General features: G+C 66.7%; 21 protein-coding genes. 5 read left to right on the top strand and 16 right to left on the bottom strand.

Annotation, left to right across the window (positions count from 1 at the left end):
- Positions 1-21 precede the first annotated feature (21 nt).
- Positions 22-294, top strand: coding sequence for a hypothetical protein (locus tag BT264_RS06380; RefSeq protein WP_072436552.1), 273 nt, complete (start codon positions 22-24; stop codon positions 292-294).
- Between the two features lie 64 nt (positions 295-358).
- Here the strand turns inward: BT264_RS06380 and pip are convergent, their stop codons facing one another.
- The gene (gene pip / locus BT264_RS06375; RefSeq protein ID WP_072436553.1) at positions 359-1,291 is read right to left on the bottom strand and encodes a prolyl aminopeptidase; all 933 of its coding nucleotides are present in this window, start codon (positions 1,289-1,291) and stop codon (positions 359-361) included.
- Between the two features lie 332 nt (positions 1,292-1,623).
- On the opposite strand from pip, the gene BT264_RS06370 reads away from it, so the two are divergent.
- Positions 1,624-2,775 carry an acyltransferase family protein gene (locus BT264_RS06370; RefSeq protein ID WP_072436554.1) on the top strand — a complete coding sequence of 384 codons (1,152 nt, stop codon included), beginning with the start codon at positions 1,624-1,626 and terminating at the stop codon, positions 2,773-2,775.
- A gap of 46 nt (positions 2,776-2,821) precedes the next feature.
- Here the strand turns inward: BT264_RS06370 and BT264_RS06365 are convergent, their stop codons facing one another.
- The 7 genes from BT264_RS06365 to BT264_RS06335 form a co-directional block, all read right to left on the bottom strand.
- Entirely contained in the window at positions 2,822-3,631 is an 810-nt protein-coding gene (locus BT264_RS06365; RefSeq protein ID WP_072436555.1) for a PA3715 family protein, read from the bottom strand.
- A 292-nt stretch (positions 3,632-3,923) separates the two neighbouring features.
- Positions 3,924-4,367, bottom strand: coding sequence for a type II 3-dehydroquinate dehydratase (aroQ, locus tag BT264_RS06360; RefSeq protein WP_072436556.1), 444 nt, complete (start codon positions 4,365-4,367; stop codon positions 3,924-3,926).
- Positions 4,368-4,386: 19 nt separating this feature from the next.
- Positions 4,387-5,220, bottom strand: coding sequence for a shikimate dehydrogenase (aroE, locus tag BT264_RS06355; protein WP_072436904.1), 834 nt, complete (start codon positions 5,218-5,220; stop codon positions 4,387-4,389).
- A complete protein-coding gene (locus BT264_RS06350; RefSeq protein ID WP_072436557.1) occupies positions 5,220-6,440 on the bottom strand; it encodes a CaiB/BaiF CoA transferase family protein in 1,221 nt (406 codons plus the stop codon). Before BT264_RS06350 ends, aroE begins: the two co-directional genes overlap by 1 nt.
- Positions 6,440-6,898: a MaoC family dehydratase gene (locus BT264_RS06345; RefSeq protein ID WP_072436558.1), complete on the bottom strand. Its 459-nt coding sequence runs from the start codon at positions 6,896-6,898 to the stop codon at positions 6,440-6,442. The genes BT264_RS06350 and BT264_RS06345 overlap by 1 nt, the downstream gene beginning before the upstream one ends.
- A gap of 1 nt (position 6,899) precedes the next feature.
- Positions 6,900-7,292 carry a VOC family protein gene (locus tag BT264_RS06340; RefSeq protein WP_072436559.1) on the bottom strand — a complete coding sequence of 131 codons (393 nt, stop codon included), beginning with the start codon at positions 7,290-7,292 and terminating at the stop codon, positions 6,900-6,902.
- Entirely contained in the window at positions 7,289-8,239 is a 951-nt protein-coding gene (locus tag BT264_RS06335; protein WP_072436905.1) for a ketopantoate reductase family protein, read from the bottom strand. Before BT264_RS06335 ends, BT264_RS06340 begins: the two co-directional genes overlap by 4 nt.
- 95 nt (positions 8,240-8,334) lie before the next feature.
- On the opposite strand from BT264_RS06335, the gene BT264_RS06330 reads away from it, so the two are divergent.
- On the top strand, positions 8,335-9,240 hold the full coding sequence (locus tag BT264_RS06330) for a LysR family transcriptional regulator (protein WP_072436560.1): 906 nt from the start codon (positions 8,335-8,337) through the stop codon (positions 9,238-9,240).
- Positions 9,241-9,405: 165 nt separating this feature from the next.
- On the opposite strand, the gene BT264_RS06325 is transcribed toward BT264_RS06330, so the two are convergent.
- The 7 genes from BT264_RS06325 to BT264_RS06295 are packed head-to-tail and all read right to left on the bottom strand — an operon-like array spanning position 9,406 to position 16,621.
- Positions 9,406-10,470, bottom strand: coding sequence for a 2-aminoethylphosphonate aminotransferase (locus tag BT264_RS06325; RefSeq protein WP_072436561.1), 1,065 nt, complete (start codon positions 10,468-10,470; stop codon positions 9,406-9,408).
- A complete protein-coding gene (gene aepY, locus BT264_RS06320) occupies positions 10,470-11,651 on the bottom strand; it encodes a phosphonopyruvate decarboxylase (RefSeq protein WP_072436562.1) in 1,182 nt (393 codons plus the stop codon). The genes BT264_RS06325 and aepY overlap by 1 nt, the downstream gene beginning before the upstream one ends.
- Entirely contained in the window at positions 11,648-13,336 is a 1,689-nt protein-coding gene (gene aepX / locus BT264_RS06315) for a phosphoenolpyruvate mutase (protein WP_072436563.1), read from the bottom strand. The genes aepY and aepX overlap by 4 nt, the downstream gene beginning before the upstream one ends.
- Positions 13,333-14,100, bottom strand: coding sequence for a phosphocholine cytidylyltransferase family protein (locus BT264_RS06310; RefSeq protein ID WP_072436564.1), 768 nt, complete (start codon positions 14,098-14,100; stop codon positions 13,333-13,335). Before BT264_RS06310 ends, aepX begins: the two co-directional genes overlap by 4 nt.
- A gap of 36 nt (positions 14,101-14,136) precedes the next feature.
- Positions 14,137-15,138, bottom strand: coding sequence for an HpnL family protein (locus BT264_RS06305; RefSeq protein ID WP_072436565.1), 1,002 nt, complete (start codon positions 15,136-15,138; stop codon positions 14,137-14,139).
- A complete protein-coding gene (locus BT264_RS06300; RefSeq protein ID WP_034179790.1) occupies positions 15,135-15,944 on the bottom strand; it encodes a HalD/BesD family halogenase in 810 nt (269 codons plus the stop codon). The genes BT264_RS06305 and BT264_RS06300 overlap by 4 nt, the downstream gene beginning before the upstream one ends.
- Complete coding sequence (locus BT264_RS06295; RefSeq protein WP_072436566.1) at positions 15,941-16,621, bottom strand: CDP-alcohol phosphatidyltransferase family protein; 681 nt, start codon at positions 16,619-16,621, stop codon at positions 15,941-15,943. The genes BT264_RS06300 and BT264_RS06295 overlap by 4 nt, the downstream gene beginning before the upstream one ends.
- Positions 16,622-17,279: 658 nt before the next feature.
- Between BT264_RS06295 and BT264_RS06285 the strand changes: the two genes are divergently transcribed.
- Both BT264_RS06285 and BT264_RS06280 read left to right on the top strand, forming a co-directional pair.
- Positions 17,280-18,794, top strand: coding sequence for an acetyl-CoA hydrolase/transferase family protein (locus tag BT264_RS06285; RefSeq protein ID WP_072436567.1), 1,515 nt, complete (start codon positions 17,280-17,282; stop codon positions 18,792-18,794).
- A 118-nt stretch (positions 18,795-18,912) separates the two neighbouring features.
- On the top strand, positions 18,913-19,338 hold the full coding sequence (locus BT264_RS06280; RefSeq protein ID WP_072436568.1) for a helix-turn-helix domain-containing protein: 426 nt from the start codon (positions 18,913-18,915) through the stop codon (positions 19,336-19,338).
- Positions 19,339-19,393: 55 nt separating this feature from the next.
- Here BT264_RS06280 and BT264_RS06275 read toward each other — a convergent pair whose 3' ends face one another.
- Positions 19,394-20,275, bottom strand: a complete 882-nt coding sequence (locus BT264_RS06275) for a helix-hairpin-helix domain-containing protein (RefSeq protein WP_072436569.1) — start codon at positions 20,273-20,275, stop codon at positions 19,394-19,396.
- Positions 20,276-20,425: the final 150 nt, after the last annotated feature.

Here is a 20,425-nt window from a genome sequence, read left to right as displayed (position 1 = left end):
CCCCAGCAACGGCGGCAGACCATGATCAAGAACTTCGACTACACGCTCGGCAGCGAGACGATTGCGCTCTGCGCGAGCTTCGGCGCGGGGCCGGCGTTGCGCCGCGTGCTCGTGAGCCGCGCGGATTCGATGGAGACGCTGGTGGTGCTCGACGCGCGGGGCCTGTCGGGCCTGTTGAAGGTGGCGACCGAAGAACCGGAAGGGCTGCTCGACGACGCGATCCGCAAGGTCGGCGACGAACAGCTCGTCGAGCGGGCGATCAGCGGCAGGACGATCGTCGAAACCGTCCTTTGATCGGGCGGCGCGGCGCGTGCCGGCAGGCATGGCCGCACGCGCCGCGTTGCGTGTGTCGTGTTGATTAATCGGCGAACCGGTCCGTTGCCGCGAGCAGCGCCTGCAGGATCCCCGGCTCGCTGTACGCGTGCCCGGCGCCGGGCACGATCTCGAACGTCGCGTCCGGCCACGCCTTCGACAGGTCCCATGCGGTGCGTGCGGGCGTCGCGATGTCGTAGCGGCCTTGTACGATCACGCCCGGGATACCGGCGAGGCGATGCGCGTCGCGCAGCAACTGGCCTTCTTCGACGAAGCCCTTGTTGACGAAGTAGTGGTTTTCGATCCGCGCGAACGCGAGCGCGTAGTGGCCGTCCGCGAAGTGCGCGGCGAGCGCGGGATCGGGCAGCAGCGTGATCGTGCGGCCTTCCCAGCTGCTCCATGCGCGCGCGGCTTCGAGTTTCGCGGCTTCGTCGCCGCCGGTCAGCCGGCGATGGTAGGCGGCCATCAGGTCGCCGCGCTCGGTTTCCGGAATCGGTGCAAGGAACGCTTCCCACAGGTCGGGGAACAGCCACGACGCGCCTTCCTGGTAGTACCACAGCAATTCCGCGCGACGCATCGTGAAGATGCCGCGCACGATCAGCGCGCTCACGCGTTCGGGATGCGTTTCCGCGTACGCGAGCGACAGCGCGCTGCCCCACGAGCCGCCGAATACGAGCCATTGCTCGGCGCCGACCATCTCGCGCAGGCGTTCGATGTCGGCGACCAGATGCCACGTCGTGTTGTTCTCGAGGCTCGCATGCGGCGTCGAGCGCCCGCAGCCGCGCTGGTCGAACAGCAGGATGTCGTAGCGCTCCGGGTCGAACAGGCGGCGATGGTCAGGGCTGCAGCCCGCGCCGGGGCCGCCGTGCAGGAACACGGCGGGCTTGCCGGCTGGGTTGCCGCAGCGCTCCCAGTAGATGCGATGGCCGTCGCCGGTGTCGAGGTGGCCGTGGGCGTAGGGTTCGATCGGTGGGTACACAGGCAGGCTCCGGGTGAGGGTCGACAGGAGGCGGACGAGGCGCGGGCCGGTGTGCGGGCGGGGCACGGCACGGTGGATATTGCGGCGCCGCAAAAAACTCGTTGCGTGGGCATCGGACCGGCCGCCGCCGGACAAGGCTTGTCATTATGCCCATTCGCCGCCGCGGACGTCGGCTCGCCGGGGTGCGCGCCGTCGCCGGTGTCCGCCCCGGGATTTTTGAAGCAATTTCATTCCGATATTTTTCATACAAAATCCCGGCGGCATATCGGTGCCGCCGAATCGGGGCACCGGCCTATCTCCTGCTCCTTTACCGTGCCAACGGGAACCAGCCGATGAACCATCGCGTCACGCAGTTGACCGGGTTGCGCGCCGTCGCGGTGACGATGGTTGTCGTCGGCCATGCCGAGCACATGCTGCCGGGCGGCTACACGGGCTGGTACGCGCCGTTGCGGCTGATCGCCGACGGCCGGCTCGGCGTGCTGATCTTCTTCGTCCTCAGCGGCTTCCTGATCACCAACGTGCTGCGCGCCGAGTTCGCGCGCACGGGCGGCATCGCGCTGACGTCGTTCTACGTGCGCCGCGCGCTGCGGATCTGGCCGGCCTGCTATGTCTATCTCGCGGCGGTCGCGATCGTGGCCTTCGCCGGCTGGTTCGACGTCGATCGCCGGCAGTGGCTGTATGCCGCGCTGCACCTGTGGAATTACTCGGCGTGGTTCGGGCTGACCGGCGACAACGCGTTGCATCCGGACGGCGCGTGGTATCTCGGCCATTTCTGGTCGCTCGCGCTCGAGGAGCAGTTCTACTGGTTCTGGCCGCTGCTGTTCGTGTACGGCGCCCGCCGCGGCGGCACGCGCTGGCTGGCCGCGCTGATCCTGATCGTGCCGCTGGTGCGCACCGTCACGTATTTCGCTGCACCGACGCTGCGCGGGCAACTCGCGATGATGCTCCACACGGGCGTCGATTCGATCCTGATCGGCTGCTATGCGGCGCTCAACCGCGAACGGCTCGAAGCGTGGATCCGCACGTGGCGCGGCGAGACTCGGATCGTGACGGCGATTGTCTTCATCGTGCTGCTCGGCATGCCGCTCGCCGAACATCGGCTCGGCGGCTTCTGGAACGCGACGTACGGCGTGACGCTCGAAGCCGCGCTGATCGCGATCGTGATCGTCGTGCTGAATTTCCGCGGCGAGTTCTGGTGTGCGCGCTGGCTGCGCGCGCGGCCGGTCGTGTTCGTCGGCACGATCTCGTTCAGCCTTTATCTGTGGCAGCAGCCGTTCGCGAACCCGGCCCTGCCGGTCGCGCATGCGTTTCCGCTTGGCATCGTATGGGCGCTGCTGGCCGCGACGGCCAGTTATTTTCTCGTCGAAAAGCCGTTCCTGAGGTTGAAGGATCGGTATACGGCGCGCGAGGCGCGACGTGTGCGCGACGACGCGTTGCTCGGGCCGGTGGCGACGGACACGATCGGGCCGAAGGTGGTGGAGTAGGTCGACGGCGAGCAAGCGTGCAGGGCAGTGCGACGCGGCCGCCGCGTCACTTCATCGCCGAAGGCGGATACCAGAAGGTTCGGAACATGTCGATGCCATACGACTTGCCGTCGTAACGCACGACCGTGCGCGCCGTTCGCTTGCCCGTGTCCGAATATTCGCCGTCCTTGCGCTGCGTCTTCGTGATGCGGGCCGTGATCGACAAGTCCGCGAAGCCGTGGCTTGACGTTTTCTCGACGGCGATCGTCATGCGTGCGTCCTCGCTGCGCGCATCGCCGACGCCGGCGCCGCAGGCCGTGCCTTCGCTGCTGACCCAGCCGTAGAGGTTGGTGCCGAACACCGGGCGGATGCGGGTGCCTTCACGTACCCACAGCGTCAGTTCCTCGCTCGCGCTGGCATCGGGGCAACTCGCCCCGCGCGCGCTGCTCGTGAACACGACACCGAACGCGCGCACGTCGGGCGACAGCCGGTAGGGCGCGGTGTCGATGCGATAGCTGTTCTCGTCGATCTCCGTTGCCGCATCTTCCTGGACCACTGCCCGCTCGGCCGCCACGACCTTGCCGCCCTCGACCAGCGCGACGACCTGCAGCTTGGTGCTGTCGTCCGGGTTCTTGCTTTTCGGAAGCGAATCGAACGCGACGGCCGCGATAGTCGTGCCCGGCGCGTTCGGCATGGCCTTGCACGCCGACGCGACGACGAGCCGGTTCGTGTCGCGCGTGGCGATGCGTGCGCTGGCGATGCCGGCCCAGCGGGCGATGGCCGTGACGGTATCGTCGCCGCAAGGCTGGCTGTCGGTGGCGTGAGCGGTGGGAGCGGCGGCGAGCGCCAGCAAAGGAACGAAGCGACGGATTTTCATGGTCTCGATGGGAAAACGGGTTCTTCGCAGATTTCCTGGGAGCGCGGGGTAGGGAGTCGGTTTTCGGCCAACTCCGGTCATCCGCCTGAAATCAACCGTAGACAATCGAACGGCCGCTCCGAAAGCGGCCGTTCGAGCCTACCGCAGCCGTATTTATACATCTGAGTCGCGAAAGGCAGGCCGAATCGTGGCGGGCCAGGACGCCGTCAAACAAAAGAGCGCTGGAGAAAGCCGCACCAACGCCATTTCATGCTGATCCCGACTCTGGTTCGGAGCCAGATTGCCGATTGCTTCACTTGTGTTTGCTCTGAGCAACTGCGGCTCGCAAGGCGAGCAGATAGCTCTCGACCCCAAAGCCGCAGATTTGCCCATCGACGATCTCGGCGAATACCGAGTGATGTCGGAACGGTTCCCGGGCGTGAATGTTGGACATGTGCAATTCCACAACCGGGCAGACGAGAATAGCCAGCGCATCGCGTATGCCGTAGCTGTAGTGTGTCCACGCCCCGGCGTTGATCAGCACGGCGTCACAGCGCTCCTCGAAGGCTCGGTGAATGCGCTCGCACATTGCCCCTTCACTGTTCGTCTGGAATGATTCCACCTGCACGCCAAGCTCGGCGCCGAGAGCCTGCAGCCGGGCATCGATTTCGGCCAGAGTGATCGTTCCGTACTGCACCGGGTCGCGCTTGCCAAACATATTGTGGTTGATACCGTGAAGCATCAGAACCTTTTTCATTCGCCACTCCGTTGCACGTTCAATCCAGCGGCACCGTGAGCCGGTCGATCACGGCACGGGTCTGGGGCCGCACGCCTCGCCACCAGTCGAATGCTTCCGCCGCCTGCTCCACCAGCATGCCGACACCGTCCGCGACACCCAGCACGCCCGCATTGCGCGCGAGTCTCAGGAAGGGCGTCAATCGCTTGCCATAGGCGAGTTCGTAAGCCGCGCCTGAAGGACTGAAAACGCTCGGTGGGACAGGAGGCAGATCGCCGGTAAGGCTGGCCGACGTCGCGTTGACCACCAGGTCGAACTGTCCCATCGCCTCGAGGTCGCCGTACCCGCAAGCGGCCAGCGGACCGCTCGTGGCGACTTGTCCGACCAGCGCCCGAACCTTGGCAATGTCCCGGTTAGCGACGACCAGTTCAGCCGGTCGCGCGGCAAGGAATGGCAGCAATGCACCACGCACCGCCCCACCGGCGCCGAGGATCAGCACGCGCCTGCCGGCCATCGGCAGGTTCAGGTTGACCTCGATGTCGCGCACCAGACCAACACCGTCAAAATTCTCAGCGACGATCCGGCCGTCGCTGAAGCTCAGCGCATTGGCGGCACCGGCCAGTGCCGCGCGTTCGCCGCGTTCGTCGGCCATCGCGAACGCCTTCAGCTTGAACGGCGCGGTCACGTTCATGCCTTTGCCGCCCGCTGCGATGAACGCGCGCACGGTCGCGGCGAACGCGTCCTGCGGCTCCAACGGTCCTTCAATTGCCGTATAAGACATGTCCTGCCGTGTCTCCTGCGCGAAGAGACCGTGGATCAGCGGAGATTTCGTATGGCCGATCGGGTTGCCGATCACCGCGTACTGGTCAGTCATCATGGCCTCGCTTTTGAATACAGCACACCTTCAGTCTGCATCGCGTCGATCTCGGCAGCGCCGAAACCCAGCGATTGCGCCACTTCGACGTTGTGCTGACCGAGATCGGGAGCGACCTCGCGGATCGTCGTGTCGCAGTCGGAGAAACGGAACGGCAGGTTCGGCAGGCGCAACTTGCCGTAGCGCGGGTGCTCCTGCTCGACCACCATGCCGCGCGCCACGATCTGCGGATCGACAAGCACTTCGTCAATGCGCTGCACCTTCGCACAAGGCACATCGATGCCATCCAACAGCTCAAGCACCTGCGCGACCGGTCGGCTTGCCACCCAGGGCTTCACGACGGACAGAATGTCCAAGCGGTTCGCGTTGCGTCCCGCGAGGGTGTGATAGCGCGTGTCAGTGCCGAAACCGGCCGGTCCTTCATGCGACTCGATCAGGGCGGCGAAGCGCTTCCACGCGTCGTCCACCTGGGCCGCGATTACGAGGTCGCCGTCGGCGGCACGAAACACGCCATAGAGTGTCGACGTGGGCATGTCGTGACCGGTCTGCTCGGGCACGGTGCCTTGCATCGTGTAGCACTGCACGGCGTACTCGTGCATCGACACCAGCGTGTCGTACAGCGCCATGTCGATGTGCTGGCCGCGGCCGCTCTTTACGCGACCGAGCAGCGCGGCATTGATCGCCGCCACCGCGTGAATACCGGTGTACATGTCGCCGAGCGAAATGCGCATCAGCGGGGGCGGCTCGCCGGGAGTGCCGATCATCTGCATGATGCCGCTCTTCGCTTCGGCAATCAGACCGAAACCGGCGCGATGCGCGTCAGGTCCCGTATGGCCGTAGGCCGAAATTGAGCAGTAGACCAGTTTCGGATTGCGCGCGGACAGTTCGTCATAACCAAGCCCGAGTTTGTTCAGCGCACCCGGCCGATAGTTCTCGATGAACACATCCGCCGAATCGCACAGCCGCTGCATGAACTCCTTCCCACGCGGGTCGCGCATGTTGACGCTGACACCACGCTTGCCCATGTTGAGCTGCAGAAAATAGCCGCTCTGTTCGTCGTCGAGCACCGTGGCGTGCTGACGACCCGCATCGCCGCTACCGGGACGCTCGACCTTGATGACTTCGGCGCCGAGCGCCGCGAGACAACGCCCGACATACGGACCGGCCAGAAAATGGCTGTAGTCGACGACGCGAATACCTTCGAGAGGACGTGCTTGCATCAGAATGCTCCCGGTCGGCGCGGCACCATCAGACGATGCTCGCCATGCTGGACGACGTGGCCGTCCTGATTGATCAGCTCCGACGGCAGCACGACGATGCCCCAGTCAGGACGGCTCTTGCTCGCGCGCATCGTGCCGACGCGGAACCTGACGTGCAGCACGTCGTTGACCTTGATGGGCAAGTTGAAGTCCCACGTCCAGCCGAGCGACATACCCGGCAGGAAGCGGTAGTCGCTCTGGGTCTTGAGCCCATCGGCGATCGACAGGCCAAACAGACCGTGTGCAACGATCGAACCGAAGTGGCTCGCGTTCGCGTATTCCTCGTCCACATGAACCGGTGTGTGATCGCCTGTCAGGTCTGCATAGGCCAGAATGCGTTCCTTCGTTACCGTGTAGTTCGGGCTCACGCACTCGTCGCCCTCGCGGGCATCGTCCCAATATTTATCGACGATCGTCATCTCAAACCTCCGAGCGTGGATCGATGTCCAGTGCCCGCGCCACGCACGATGCGGGCTTTGCCTGGATCAGTTCGACGGCGAGGCCGTCCGGGAGGCGCAACCAGTTGCGTCCCTGCGGCATTTCGCTGACGTCATACTTTTGCGCGGCAGCCAGCGCGGCCTCCAGGTCTTCACACATCACGCCCAGGTGCCCGAGGCGACCTTCAGGCGCGTCATGCTGGGGGTTATGGATGAACTGCAAACCGCCGAGCGTCCAGTACTGTCGCGGTTCATCGACGGTGCCGTCGACCTCGCGCATCGTCATTCCGAGAACGTCTTCGAAAAAGCGGATGTGCCAGTGGATGTCCTTCACCCAGATGGCGACATGCTCCAGATAAGCCTTGCTGCCGTTCATGCGGTTGTCTCCCCGTGTTGTCGGTCGACCATGGCGCGCTCGATGCCCTTGATGCACGCGACCAGCGTCGCGTTGACGGGCGTCGGCACGCCGTGCCGTTGTCCCCAGCGCACGATCGCGCCGTTGATAAAGTCGATTTCGGTGATGGAGCCTTTTTCGAGGCTTTGCAGCATCGAGGTCTTGAAGGCTGACGAAAGTCCTTCGCCTGCCAGGTTCCACGGGCGTTCAGGATCGGTTGTCGAGAGCGTTACACCAGCGGCGTGGGCGACCGCGATCGCTTCGGCAACCGCCGCGAGCGCGGCCGCTTTCAGAAGCGGTTCGTCGTAAAGCTGGCCGTAGGTCAGGCCCGTGGTGCCCGTCAGCGCGCCGGTTGCGACGTTGACCAGCAGCTTGTCCCACATCGTGCCGACGATGTTGTCGCTGACGGTGGTGGCCAGTCCGGCGGCATTGAAGGTTTCGGCGATCGCCGTCACGCGGGAGGTTATCCGGCCATCGAGTTCGCCGATATAGGTCGTCTTGCCAGCGACGCCTGACTCGATGTGCCCGGGATTGCGCATCACGCCGCCGACGTACGTCTTGCCGGCCAGTACGCGCTCGCGCCCGACGATGTCGGCGAGCACGTCTTCGTGCCCAAGGCCATTCTGCAGCGACAGGACCAGCGTGTCGGGTCCGATCAGGTCCAGCGCGCCGCGCATCGCTGCGTCGGTATGAAATGACTTGACCAGCACGACCACCAGATCGGCGGCGCCGGCTTCGTCGGCACGCGTCGTCGCGTTTACCTTCACACGACGCGAGCCATTCGCGTCGTCCACGCACAGACCATCGCGCCGCATGGCCTCCACATGTGCCACCGAGCGGTTCAGCAACCAGACTTCGTTACCGCCTTCGGTCAGCGCCGCGCCGATGGCACAGCCCAGAGCACCCGCACCTAAAATCGCAATCTTCACTGCCGTCTCCTTGATCTGGAGACCAAGATACGATTCGGCAATCATGTCCGCAATGCAATGGATACAATGACGTCATTGCACCAGGCAATATTGCTATGAACTCGGCAGAACTCCCCGATCTGAAGCTGCTGCAGCTCTTCGATCTTCTCTACGATGTCCGCAGCGTCACGCGCGTCGCGGAGCAGCTCGGACAGAGTCAGCCGACGGTCAGCATCTGGCTCGGGCGTTTGCGGGAGCATCTGCAAGACCCGCTGTTCATACGTACGCCTGGCGGCATGGCGCCGACGCCGCAAGCCGATGCGCTGATCGGTCCGTGCCGGGAGATTCTCGAATCGCTGCGGCGCTTCGCTGCGTGGGAGATCGCATTCGATCCCACCACCGCAAAGCGGCGGTTCCGCATCTGCATGACCGACGCGAGCCACATCACGCTTCTTCCGCGCATGCTGGCGCACGTGCGCGCGCAGGCGCCGGGGATCCGCCTCGAAGTGGCCGGAATCGACGGCAATACCGAACGCGCGCTGGAATCGGGTGAGGCAGACCTTGCGATCGGTCACGTGCCCTGGCTCGGCGGCGGCATTTACCAGCAGCAGTTGTACACCCAGGACTGGGTATGTCTGATGAATAAGCATCATCCGCGCGGGCGCGGAAAGCTCGGGCTCAAGCAGTACCGCGCGGAAGGCCACGTCGCCATCTCGGCAGGGACCGGGGCGCAACTGCTGGAGCAGGCGCTTGTGCGCGAACACGTTGAGCGGGACGTCGTACTCGAGCTACCGGGTTTTCTCGGGCTCGGGGCCATCATCAAGAGCACCGACCTGATTGCCACGCTGCCGCGGCATATCGGCGAGACGCTGGCGAAGGTGAATGACCTGTCGGTGCATCCGTGTCCGATACCGGTGGCGGGATTTGCGGTGCGGCAGCACTGGCACGCCCGCTATCACCACGAAGCGGGAAATCGCTGGCTGCGCGATCTGGTCGCTCAGCTTTTCAGCAGTCTGCGCTGACGTTTCACGCGACGTCGACCATCTGATCGTCAGTTCTATCCCCGGGAACAACCGTTCAGTTGACGCAGCATCGAATGGCCGCGGAGGGCGGCCAAGCGACATCCACGGAAAGCTGCGAACAAAAAAAGGCCCTCACGGGCCTCTCGTCGACGAAGCGGCAGCCGCTTACCGCGTCAACTCGGTAAAACCATCCAGCAACCGGTCGACATCGGCCGCTTCGATCGCGCCCATCGTCGAGATGCGGAACAGCTCCTTCGACAGCCCGCCTTGCCCCGCATAAATCACGAAGCCGCGAGCCTTCAGGCCGTCGTGCAGCGTCTCGTACGTGACGCCCTGCGGCAGCCGGTACGCGCGCAGCACGACCGACGACGCACCTTCCGGCAGCACCAGCGGCATTCCGCGCGCGGCGAGGCCGGCCTGTGCCCGGTCGGCGAGCGCCTTGTAACGCGCATGGCGCGCGCGCCAGCCGCCGGCTTCGTCGAACTCGCGCAGCGCCTCGACGAGCGCGTAGTACGCATGCACGGACGGCGTGAACGGCGTGTTGCGCTGGTCCTGCAGCTTCGCGAGACGGCCGAGGTCGAGGTAGTACGTGCGGCTCGCCGCCTTCGCGAGCGCGCTGCGGCGCACGATCACGAATGCCGCGCCCGGCACGCCGTGCAGGCACTTGTTCGCGGTCGCGGCAACCGCGTCGATGTCGCCGCCGGCGAAGTCGATCGCTTCCGCGCCGAAGCTGCTGACGCCGTCGACGAGCAGCCTCACGCCGCGCGAACGGCAGACTTCGGCGATCGCGCCGAGGTCGTTCAGGCGGCCCGTCGTCGTTTCGTGATGGATCACCGCGACGTGCGAGTAGCCGCCCGCGTCGAGGCGCGCGGCGATCTGCGCGAGATCGGGCGCCTGCATCCATTCATGCTTCAGCACGTCGTGCGCGATCCCGTACTGCGTCGCGATCTGCGCGATCCGCTCGCCGTACACGCCGTTCTCGATCACGAGCAGCTTGCCGTCCTGCGGCACGAGCGCCGCGATCATGCTCTCGACGGCGGCCGTGCCCGAGCCCGTCATCAGCACGGCCGCCCATTCGGCCGGATCGAGTTCGTAGGCGGCGACGAGGCGCGCGCGCGCTTCGTCCTGCAGATCGAAGAATTCGCTTTCGCGATGGCACAGGTCGGGTTGCAGCAGGCTGCGGCGCACGCGTTCGCTCAGCGTTACCGGGCCGGGGTTCAGCAGCAGCATCAAAGGGCTCCTTCAGCGTGGGCTTCGGCCTGCGCGGCGCCGATGTGCCGCATCAGACGGGTCTTGACCTCGACCGGCGTGACGGTCGGGCGGGGCAGGCCGTCGGGCACGCCGGTGCGGATCGCAACGCGCACGAACTGTGCTCCGTCGCCCGGCGCAGCCAGCGTCGCATCGAGCACGTCGAGCGTGTCGCCTTCGACCGCCGACGCATAGCCGCATGCGGCCGCGACGCCCGCGAACGACACATGCCGCGACACGGTCGCCTGGCCGCCCGTCGATTCGTGCGCGCCGTTGTCGAGCAGCACGTGCGTGAGGTTGGACGGGCCGTAGGTGCCGAGCGTCGCGAACACGCCCATCCTCATCAGCGCGGCGCCGTCGCCGTCGACGGCTACCACGCGCAGGTCGGGGCGCGCGAGCGCGAGGCCGAGCGCGAGCGGCGTCACGCAGCCCATCGAGCCGACCATGTACAGCTGGTTCGGGCGATCGTCGATCGCGTAGAGTTCGCGGCCGCAGAAACCGGTCGACGCGAGCACGACGGTCGAATCGACCGGCGTGTGCGCGATCACGCGCTGCAACGCGTCGTGACGGGTCGGCCATGCGTCGGCCGACACGGCGCGCGACGCCGGCTGCGCGGCGACATGCGCGCGCGGCTGTGCCGCCGGGTTCGCCTTCAGTTCATACGGCGCGACGCTGCCTTTCTGCATCACGAGCGCGTACGGGCGGCCCGTCGCGTCCATGTGCGCGATCGCGCGGTCGAGCGCCGGGCCGACCTGTTCGGGGTCGGTCGGGAACGTCTCCCACGGGATCTCCATCGTGTCGAGCATCGCGGGCGTGATCGGGCCCATCAGCGCGTGCTGCGGCTCGTCGGCGACGCCCGGCTGGCCGCGCCACGTGACGATCAGCAGTTGCGGCAGGCGGAACGTCCAGGTCAGCGACGTCAGCGGGCTCACCGCGTTGCCGAGCCCCGAGTTCTGCATCATCGAGATTCCGCGCTTGCCGCCGAGCGTCGCGCCCGCGATCAGCGCGACCGCGTCGCCTTCGTTCGCGGCCGACACGTAGTGCAGCGTCGGGTCCTGCAGCACGTAGTTGATGAACGGCGTCAGGTACGAGCAGGGCACGCCCGCGTACCAGTCGAAGCCGCGTTCGCGCGCGGCCTCGACGAACTGGGCCGCTTCGATCATTGCGCGCCCCCGTTGCCGGCGCCCGGTTCGGACAGCGGCGTCTGGCCGTGCGCGAAGTCGCCCGCGCGGCGGAAGTCTTCGAGATCGTTGACGCCGCGCCAGTGGCCGTGCACGTACTGCACCTCGATCTTCTCGCCGGCGGCGATCAGTTCGTTGAGGAGCATCGGGATGTCGAGCGTGTCGAAATCGTCGCGCGCCTGCAGCGTCGCGAGCATTGCCTTCAGGCGATCGACGCCGGCGCCGCGCACGTTCAGCAGGCCGATCCAGCGGCCGTGCGGCGTGCCTGTGGCGACGTCGCTCGATACACGTTGCAGATACGTCTTCTGGCCGAACAGGCCGCGATCGTCCGCAGCCGAGCAGAGCGCGAAGTCGCGCACGCTCTGGTTGGTCGACTCCGTCAGCGACGAATCGACGACGACGCTGAATTCGGCCTCGCTCTCCGCGAGGTCGCGCAGGATGTAGCTGCGGAACAGCAGGTCGCCGTACGAGATCACGGTGTCGCCCGTCAGGCGTTCCGCCGCGCATGCGAGCGACGCGAGTTCGCCCGTCTGCGCATGGCGCTCGTTGACGACGAGCTTGATGCCCGACGTGTCGATCGCGTCGGCGCGATAGCCGCCGACCACGGTGATGTCGTTCACGCCTTGCTTCTTGAAGCCGTCGACGAGCCAGCGCAGCAGCGGCTTGCCGGCGACCGGCAGCATGACCTTGGGTTTGTCTTCGGTGACGGCTTCGAGCCCCTTGCCGCGGCTCGCGGCGAGCACGACCGCCGCATTCGACGCGCGCGACGACGACGACAGGTAGATGCGCTCGGCCGCCGAATATTCGTCGGCGTCCTGCAGGCGGAAGATCTCGTTGACCGACGCGACGCGATCCTCGACGTTGATCAGCGTTTCGTTCTCGTGGATCTCGCGCGCGACGGCCTGCATCGCGGAAGCCGATGCGCGGATCAGGTGGTTCGCCCAGATCACGGTGCTGATGCCGGCCTGGCGGAACACGTCGGTCGGCGTGCTGTAGTACTTGGTCGGCACGATCACGAGCGGCGCCTTGCCGCTCCATTCGCGTGCGAACTGCAGGATCTCGTCCGGGCGCGACAGCTTGCTGTGGATCAGGATCGCGTCGGCGCCGGCTTCCGCATACGCGTTCGCGCGGCGCAGCGCCTCGTCCATCCCCCAGCCCGCGATCAGGGCCTCGACGCGCGCGACGATCGAGAAGTCCGGATCGGTCTGCGAATCCTTGCCGGCCTTGATCTTGCCGCAGAACTCATCGATCTCGGCGAGCGGCTGGCGCTCGCCGTCGATGAAGCTGTTCGTTTTCGGGAACTGCTTGTCCTCGATGCAGACGCCGGCGATGCCGCGCTGTTCGAGCTTTCTCACGAGGCGGCGCACGTTGTTGAAGTTGCCGTAGCCGGTATCGCCGTCGAGCAGGATCGGCAGGTCGCTCGCGTCGGCCATGAATTCGAGCACGTCGACGACCTGCGTCCAGCTGGCCTCGTTGTTGTCGCGCACGCCGAACTGCGCGGAGATCGCGAGGCCCGATGCCCAGATCCCCTTGAAGCCGGCCTCGCGGACGATCCGCGCGGACAGGCCGTTGTGCGCTTCCATCAGGAATTCGAGGTCGCTGCTGACGAGCATGCGGCGCAGGCGCGCGCTGCGCGATTCGGTGAAGTTGGGTTCGCGTGCGTTCATCGTGCGGCTCCTGCGGTGGTGCGTTGAATCAGGGGAAGGATTTCTTGGGTGGCGCGTGCGACGTCGTTCGGGAAGTCGATCTCGATCCACGGCGAGCCGGTGACGTCGGCGACGTCGAACGAATGGCCGCCTTCGAGCAGCAGGTCGCGCACGGCTTCCTCGTGCGGCATGTTCGAGCGGCCGCTGTTGACGTAACCCGCGACGATCGTCGCGAGGCGGCGCGCGGTGCTTTCGGTGAAGCGGAAGAAGCCGACCGATTCGCCGATCGTGTCGTAGTCGAGGTCGACCGCGAGCTGCTTGCGCAGCTCGACCGGCACGCCGTTCTTCACGCACAGCTTGACGGGTTCGTCGCCGGCCTCGAAGTCGCGATCGATCAGCAGGCGATCGACCGCCTTGTCGGGATCGGCCACCAGCGCGTGCAGGATGTTCTCGTCATACAGCACGTCGGCGTCCATCAGCAGCACGTCGCCGCCGCGCGTCATCACATCGGCGACGGTATGCACGGTCAGCACGCTGCCGAGGTCGTAGCGCTCGTTCAGCACGATCTCGGCCTGGCGGCCGAGGCGCTTCAATTCCTGCTCGACCTTCCCGGCCTGGAAGCCGAGCCCGAGCACGATCTCGTCGATGCCCGCGGCATCGAGCACACGCAGATGGCGCTCGAGCAGCGAAACGTCGTCGAAGCGCAGCAGGCACTTCGGGAACTGCGCCTCGGGCGGTTGTTGCAGGCGCAAGCCGAGGCCTGCCGCAAGAATGATGGCTCGCATGGGTTCTCCAACCAAAAAGCCGGCGGATCTGAACGATCAGTCGGCGAGCGGCTGCGGCGCACGGCGCCGCTGCCAGTTTCTTTCACTGAAATGCAGATAGAGCAGGCCGGGCAGGCCGAGCGCGAGTTCGCGCGCGCGCTTTGCGAGCGACAGCGCGAGCGCCGCGTCGGGCGGCAGTCCGACCAGCGGCGCGAGCAGCAGGTAACCGCCTTCCTGCGCGCCGAGCGAGCCCGGGATCGCGAAGGCCGCGCCGCGGATCGCCTGGCCGACGCTTTCGAGCAGCAGCGCGTCGAGCCAGCTCACCGGGTGCCCGAGGAAGTGCAGCGCGAGCCACACTTCCGCGGTGCCGGCGATCCAGCCGACGAGGCTCAATGCGAAGGTTTTCGCGACCCTCGCACGATCGCGGTACAGCGCACCGACCGCGTCGTCGATCGCGTCGGCGCGGGTCGCGAGCGACGACCAGTCGCGCGGGCCCAGCAGCTTCGACGCGAGGCGCAGGCCGCGGCCGAACAGCCCGCGCCGCTGCGCCACGTAGAACAGCGCGGCGAGCGCGCCGAGCACGCCGGTGGCGATCAGCGCGGGCGTGCGCAGGTGCGCGACCGACTCGTGAGTCGCATACAGGCTGAACGCGGCGATGCCGATCAGCGCGAACGCCATCTGCGCGAGCGCCTGCATCGTCGTGCCGACGGTGACGGCGGCCGCCGCGTCGGCCATCCGCGTGCCGCGCTGCGCGAGGTGGCGCACCATCAGCACGGGGCCGCCGATCTGCCCGGCGGGCAGCAGGCTGTTGACCGATTCGCCGACCCAGCGCGCGCGCAGCGCGTTGCCGAGCTCGGCGCCCGGCTGGCCGCGGCGGAACATCACGGAGATCGCGATCGCGTCGATCACGAGCGGCACGACGTGGAACGCCGCGACGAGCGCGAGGCCCCAGCCGGCCGCGAGGAACGTCGACGCGACCGCGCCGACGCCCTGCCATGCAAGGAGTGCGACGAAGAGTGCGGTCCCGAGGGACAGCAGGATCAGGCCGGCGCGTGTCATGACCCGGCCGTGCGCCGCGTGGCCAGTTGCTTGAACACCTGGCGGAAACCGAAATACGCGATCGCGTCCTTCATGTTCGAGATGAAGCGCTTCCACGGCCGCATGCCGGGGTTCGTCACGTATTCGAAAGTCAGCGACACGCGCATCTCGTTCTGGCCGAGCGGCGTGATGCGGTGGCGCAGCTTGTCGCCGTCGAACAGCACGATGCCGCCGTCGGCGATCTGCACGGAGCCCGGTTCGTCGGGCACGTCCGGGTTGCGCGTGTGCAGTTCGTAGTCGAGCCGGCACGACGATTCGTCGATCACGCCGATCAGCAGCGTGTAGCGGCGGCCGTCGTAATACGACGTGTCGTAGTGCCAGCCGATGTGGTCGCCGGGCTTCGTGTAGTAATACAGCGCGTATGCGTGCGGATCGTCGTCCGGCGACAGCATCAGCTTGTCGCCCGTGAGCTTCTCGAGGAAGCCGATCAGCGCCTTCGAACGATATAGCTCGGCGATGTACGGCGCCTGCTCGTCGATCGTGTGGCGGCTCACGCTGCCGCCCTGCTTGTGGCCGGGCAGGTAATTGCGGTTCAGGCCGGCCTGCATCGCGCGGGCGGCGGCCGCGAGCTTCGCGTGCGCGTCGGCCGGCAGGAAGGCGTCGAGGTACAGGAACGAACCCTGGCGCGTGTAGTCGCCGCGCAGGCGGTCGAGGTCGAGACGGCCGACGCAATCGGCCACGGTGCGATCGGGGTCGGACGCGGCCGCGCGCGCAGGCGCGGGGCGTGCCGGGCTCAGCACGGAGTCGTCGCGCGTGCTCGGAGTCATTTGGAAGCCTGGATTTCGGTTGAATTCTGCGGGAGGTTGCCGCGCCGGACGATGCGCCACCAGTCGATCACGACCCATGCGGCAAACAGCGGGGCGCCGATCGACGCCGCGAGCAGGAACGGCTCGACGCCGTCGACGAGCGTCACGATCGGCAGCAGGTACAGCACGTCTTCGGTTTCGAAGCCGCCGGCGAATGCCTGTTTGGTGCCGGCCTTGCCGGCGATCGATTCGATCCGCATGCGCAGGAAGAAGATCAGCGCGACGGCCGCGCCGGCCACCGCGCCGAGCAGCACCGGCGGCGCGGCCATCTGGCCGCCCTGGGCGACGATGCCGAGGCCCATGCTGACGAACAGCGCGATCGTCACGAGCGCATCGGCCGCGAGGTCGTAAAAGTGACCGATCTTGCTGGACTTGCCGCTGATGCGCGCGAGCTCGCCGTCGGTGTGGTCGACGAAGTTCGACAGCACGATCAGGAACGCGCCTGCGTTGCTCCAGCCGAAGCCGCCGTGCGCGAGGCACCAGGCGCCGGCGAGGCCGATCAGCAGACGAAGGGTGGTGAGGTGATTCGGGGTGACCGGCGTATCGACAAGCGGTCGGACGAGCGAGCGCGCGAGCCGCGCATCCCAGGTGCGTGGCAGGGGGGGCTCGGATCGTGTGGCGGTTTTTCTTTGGTCCATCGGCGAAATATATACGGAATTGTAATTTGTTGCTTTTTATTCGATCAATGTCCTGACATACGCGAGTGTTACCGCGTCTTGCGGGGCGCGGTCGGTCGAAAACCGGGCGTGCGAAACGGCGCGCAAACACGGCGGCCGGGCCCGTATTCCAGTGTGGTTCGCATCGCGCGGCTGTCAAGGACGGACGGGCCTCGAAGGCCGTTGCGGCGGCGCTTTTCGCGCATGCCGGCGGATGGCGCGCAACGCGTGCGACCTTGACATGCGTCAGGCTCGGAAAAGGTGCATCGGGCGACAATTGGCCGCGCCGCCGCATACGTATCGACAATTGCCGATCGACGGGCGGCAAATTGCAATGGAAATCCGCCGATTGATTCGCAAAGGTTGGGCGATCGGCGACCGGTCATTCGTCCCGATGCTTTCGTGCACCTTTCGCGTGCATCCGGTTCATTGGGGGCGCCTGTCACAGAACGGTCGTTCGATACCCGGCAAATCCGGCAAGGATCTTTTGCATCCGGCGGACATTTCGCGGCGGTCGCCTCTGCGATACTCCGACCGTGCCTGTGGTGCCGGCCGCTCCTTGCGGCCCCAAGGGCTTCATGTCGCTCAGGAGACACCCCCCCGCGACGTCAACGACAGACCAAAGCGTCAGAAACCAGCCATGTCTTCATCACGCATCCTCGCTCCCGCCCTGCGTTCGCTCGTCCGCACCGCCGACGAAGCCGCCGCGCTGATCCGTCCCGGCATGACCGTCGCCATGAGCGGCTTCACCGGGTCGGGCTATCCGAAGGCCGTGCCGGCCGCGCTTGCCGCCCACATCGACGCGGCGCACGCGCGCGGCGAGGACTTCCGGATCAACGTGCTGACGGGCGCATCCACCGCGCCGGAACTCGACGGCGCGCTCGCCCGCACCAACGGCATCTCGATGCGGCTGCCGTACCAGTCCGACCCGACGCTGCGCGACAAGATCAACAGCGGCGAAGTCGACTACCAGGACGTCCACCTGAGCCACGTCGCGCAATACGCATGGTTCGGGCTGTACGGCGATCTCGACGTCGCGATCGTCGAAGTCGCGGGCATCCGCGAGGACGGGCTGCTGATTCCGTCCGCATCGATCGGCAACAACAAGACGTGGCTCGAGCGCGCGAAGCACGTGATCCTCGAGGTCAACTCGCGCCAGCCGCTCGGCCTCGACGGGATGCACGACATCTATTACGGCACTGCGCTGCCGCCGCATCGCAAGCCGATTCCGCTGACGAAGAGCGACGACCGGATCGGCGAGCCGTACCTGCGCTGCCCGGCCGACAAGATCGTCGCGATCGTCGAGACCGACGCGCCCGATCGCAGCAACGCGTTCTCCGCGCCGGACGAGACGTCGAAGCAGATCGCGCTGCAGCTGATCGACTTCCTGCGCCACGAAGTCAAGCGCGGCCGCCTGCCGGAGAACCTGCTGCCGCTGCAGTCGGGCGTCGGCAACATCACGAACGCGGTGCTCGCGGAACTCAGCTCGGCCGGCTTCTCGAACCTGACCGCGTACACCGAAGTGATTCAGGACGCCATGCTCGACCTGCTCGACGACGGCACGCTGGGCTTCGCGTCGGCTACCGCGCTGTCGTTGAGCCCGGCCGCCGTGCAGCGTTTCGCAGACGAGATCGCGACGTTCCGCGAAAAGATCGTGCTGCGCCCGCAGGAGATCAGCAACCATCCGGAACTCGTGCGCCGCCTCGGCTGCATCGCGATGAACGGGATGATCGAGGCCGACATCTACGGCAACGTGAACTCGACGCACGTGATGGGCACGAAGATCCAGAACGGCATCGGCGGCTCGGGCGACTTCGCGCGCAACGGCTACCTGTCGTGCTTCATGTCGGCGAGTACCGCGAAGGGCGGCGCGATCTCGCGGATCGTGCCGATGGCGAGCCACGTCGACCATACCGAGCACGACGTCGCGGTGGTCGTCACCGAGCAGGGCCTCGCGGACCTGCGCGGCCTGTCGCCGAAGCAGCGCGCGCGCAAGATCATCGCGACCTGCGCCCACCCCGATTACCGGCCGATGCTCGAGGACTACTTCGAGCGTGCGTCGCGCGAAAGCTTCGGCAAGCACACGCCGCACCTGCTCGCCGAAGCGCTGTCGTGGCACGAGCGCTACGTGCGGACCGGGACGATGAAGGCCTGACGCGGCGCGAAGCCGAGCGCCGCGACGAGCGCCTCGATGCGGATTTCAAGGCGGTCCGCGCTTGTCTTTACGGAGTCGGACGACTATCTTGCAGCTTCAAGTTCACTTGAGGTCAGGCATGAGCCGTCTGGACATTGCGGACGTCGCGCGGCGCACGGGGTTGCCCGCGTCGACGCTGCGCTACTACGAGGAAAAGGGGCTGATCGTCCCGACCGGCCGGCACGGGCTGCGGCGGCAATACGACGAGTCGGTGCTGGAGCGCCTGGCGCTGATCGCGCTCGGCCGCGAGGCCGGTTTTTCGCTCGACGACATCCTCGCGATGGTCGGCGCGGACGGCCGGCCCGCGATCGATCGCGCGAAGCTCGACGGCAAGGCCGACGAACTCGATCGCACGATTCGCCGTCTCGGCGCCGTGCGCGATGCGTTGCGGCATGCGGCCGTGTGTCCGGCGCAGAACCATCTCGAATGCCCGTCGTTCCGGAAGCTGCTGCGCATCGCCGCGCATCGTCATCCGGCGCGCCGCACGAAGGCGGAACGCGCGTAAGCGGTCGGCCTGCGCGATGCGGCATTCGACGTCAGCGAAGCTGCCGACGCATGACTCATCCCGCGTAATACACGCGGCACTCCATCTCGCGCCCGCGCACGATGCGCTTGCCGACGAGCGAGCCGAACGTTTCGGTGAAGACGGTGCGCTGGTGTTCGCGCTGCACGGCATCGTAGAAGTAGAGCGAAACCCAATCCATCGTGTGGCCGGATTCCGGCGTGCGCGCGGCGGCGTGCTGGCACAGCGCCGTGAAATGCCAACCGCCTTTCGTCATGTGCATCACGGGCGGCGGCACATAGTCGTCCGCGTTCAGGCGTCGGTGCACGAGCATCGGCAACACGCCGGCGGCGGCTTTGTGGCGGTACTGGCGATCGATGTAGAGCAGCAGCTCGACGGGCGGCTCCGTGCCGGGGCCGGCGTCCTGGACGTGCCCCTGCCAGCGCCGGCGGCGGCTCAGCACGTCGTCGAGCGCGGTGCGGATGCCGACCGCTCGCCGCGGGCCGACGCCCGCGATCGTTTCGAGCTGGCCGTTGCGGGCCGCGCGTTCGAGCTCCTCGAGCGTGTCGATGTGCAGCGCGTCGTGAATGCGCAGCGCGAGCGCGTGGCCGATGCCCGGCACGGCCTCGAATGCGGATATCCGCTCGGTATCGCCGCGCAGCCGGTCGAGCTGGCGCCAGTGTCCCGTCACCAGCAGTTCGGCGATCGCCTGCGCGACACCCGTGCCGATGTCGGGCAGCGCGCCCAGCGCGTCGACGCCACCGGCTTCGAACAAGGTGCGGATGTCGCGGTCGAGCGCATCGATCGTAGCGGCCGACGCGCGGTACGCAGCGACCCGGTACGGGTTCGCGCCCTGATCGGCGAGCCACTGCGCGGCCTCGCGCAGGCATGCCGCGATGTGCCGGTTTTCCTCGTACGTTTGGCTGGCGGTCGACTGCATGGCGAGGGACCCGGGGAAGCGCAAACGGAATGGACGCGGCGAGCGATGCGCCGGTCGGCTCTTGACCATTGTCGCGACGCGCGACGAACAACACTTGACGCACGTCAATGGCAAACGTAGCACAGGCGCGAAGCGCACGGTCGTGCCGCA

The sequence above is a fragment of the Burkholderia sp. NFPP32 genome (assembly GCF_900119325.1).
Lineage (GTDB): Bacteria > Pseudomonadota > Gammaproteobacteria > Burkholderiales > Burkholderiaceae > Burkholderia > Burkholderia pyrrocinia_C.
The sequence above is the reverse complement of the archived record's forward strand: the minus strand, read 5'-3'. Positions and strand labels throughout refer to the sequence as shown.

What these genes read in the sequence shown, in the direction of transcription:
- BT264_RS06380 (WP_072436552.1), top strand. Translation starts at nt 22, where the DNA reads ATGATCAAGAACTTCGACTACACGCTCGGCAGCGAGACGATTGCGCTC.
- BT264_RS06370 (WP_072436554.1), top strand. Translation starts at nt 1,624, where the DNA reads ATGAACCATCGCGTCACGCAGTTGACCGGGTTGCGCGCCGTCGCGGTG.
- BT264_RS06365 (WP_072436555.1), bottom strand. Translation starts at nt 3,631, where the DNA reads ATGAAAATCCGTCGCTTCGTTCCTTTGCTGGCGCTCGCCGCCGCTCCC.
- aroQ (WP_072436556.1), bottom strand. Translation starts at nt 4,367, where the DNA reads ATGAAAAAGGTTCTGATGCTTCACGGTATCAACCACAATATGTTTGGC.
- aroE (WP_072436904.1), bottom strand. Translation starts at nt 5,220, where the DNA reads ATGACTGACCAGTACGCGGTGATCGGCAACCCGATCGGCCATACGAAA.
- BT264_RS06350 (WP_072436557.1), bottom strand. Translation starts at nt 6,440, where the DNA reads ATGCAAGCACGTCCTCTCGAAGGTATTCGCGTCGTCGACTACAGCCAT.
- BT264_RS06345 (WP_072436558.1), bottom strand. Translation starts at nt 6,898, where the DNA reads ATGACGATCGTCGATAAATATTGGGACGATGCCCGCGAGGGCGACGAG.
- BT264_RS06340 (WP_072436559.1), bottom strand. Translation starts at nt 7,292, where the DNA reads ATGAACGGCAGCAAGGCTTATCTGGAGCATGTCGCCATCTGGGTGAAG.
- BT264_RS06330 (WP_072436560.1), top strand. Translation starts at nt 8,335, where the DNA reads ATGAACTCGGCAGAACTCCCCGATCTGAAGCTGCTGCAGCTCTTCGAT.
- BT264_RS06325 (WP_072436561.1), bottom strand. Translation starts at nt 10,470, where the DNA reads ATGCTGCTGCTGAACCCCGGCCCGGTAACGCTGAGCGAACGCGTGCGC.
- aepY (WP_072436562.1), bottom strand. Translation starts at nt 11,651, where the DNA reads ATGATCGAAGCGGCCCAGTTCGTCGAGGCCGCGCGCGAACGCGGCTTC.
- aepX (WP_072436563.1), bottom strand. Translation starts at nt 13,336, where the DNA reads ATGAACGCACGCGAACCCAACTTCACCGAATCGCGCAGCGCGCGCCTG.
- BT264_RS06310 (WP_072436564.1), bottom strand. Translation starts at nt 14,100, where the DNA reads ATGCGAGCCATCATTCTTGCGGCAGGCCTCGGCTTGCGCCTGCAACAA.
- BT264_RS06305 (WP_072436565.1), bottom strand. Translation starts at nt 15,138, where the DNA reads ATGACACGCGCCGGCCTGATCCTGCTGTCCCTCGGGACCGCACTCTTC.
- BT264_RS06300 (WP_034179790.1), bottom strand. Translation starts at nt 15,944, where the DNA reads ATGACTCCGAGCACGCGCGACGACTCCGTGCTGAGCCCGGCACGCCCC.
- BT264_RS06295 (WP_072436566.1), bottom strand. Translation starts at nt 16,621, where the DNA reads ATGGACCAAAGAAAAACCGCCACACGATCCGAGCCCCCCCTGCCACGC.
- BT264_RS06285 (WP_072436567.1), top strand. Translation starts at nt 17,280, where the DNA reads ATGTCTTCATCACGCATCCTCGCTCCCGCCCTGCGTTCGCTCGTCCGC.
- BT264_RS06280 (WP_072436568.1), top strand. Translation starts at nt 18,913, where the DNA reads ATGAGCCGTCTGGACATTGCGGACGTCGCGCGGCGCACGGGGTTGCCC.
- BT264_RS06275 (WP_072436569.1), bottom strand. Translation starts at nt 20,275, where the DNA reads ATGCAGTCGACCGCCAGCCAAACGTACGAGGAAAACCGGCACATCGCG.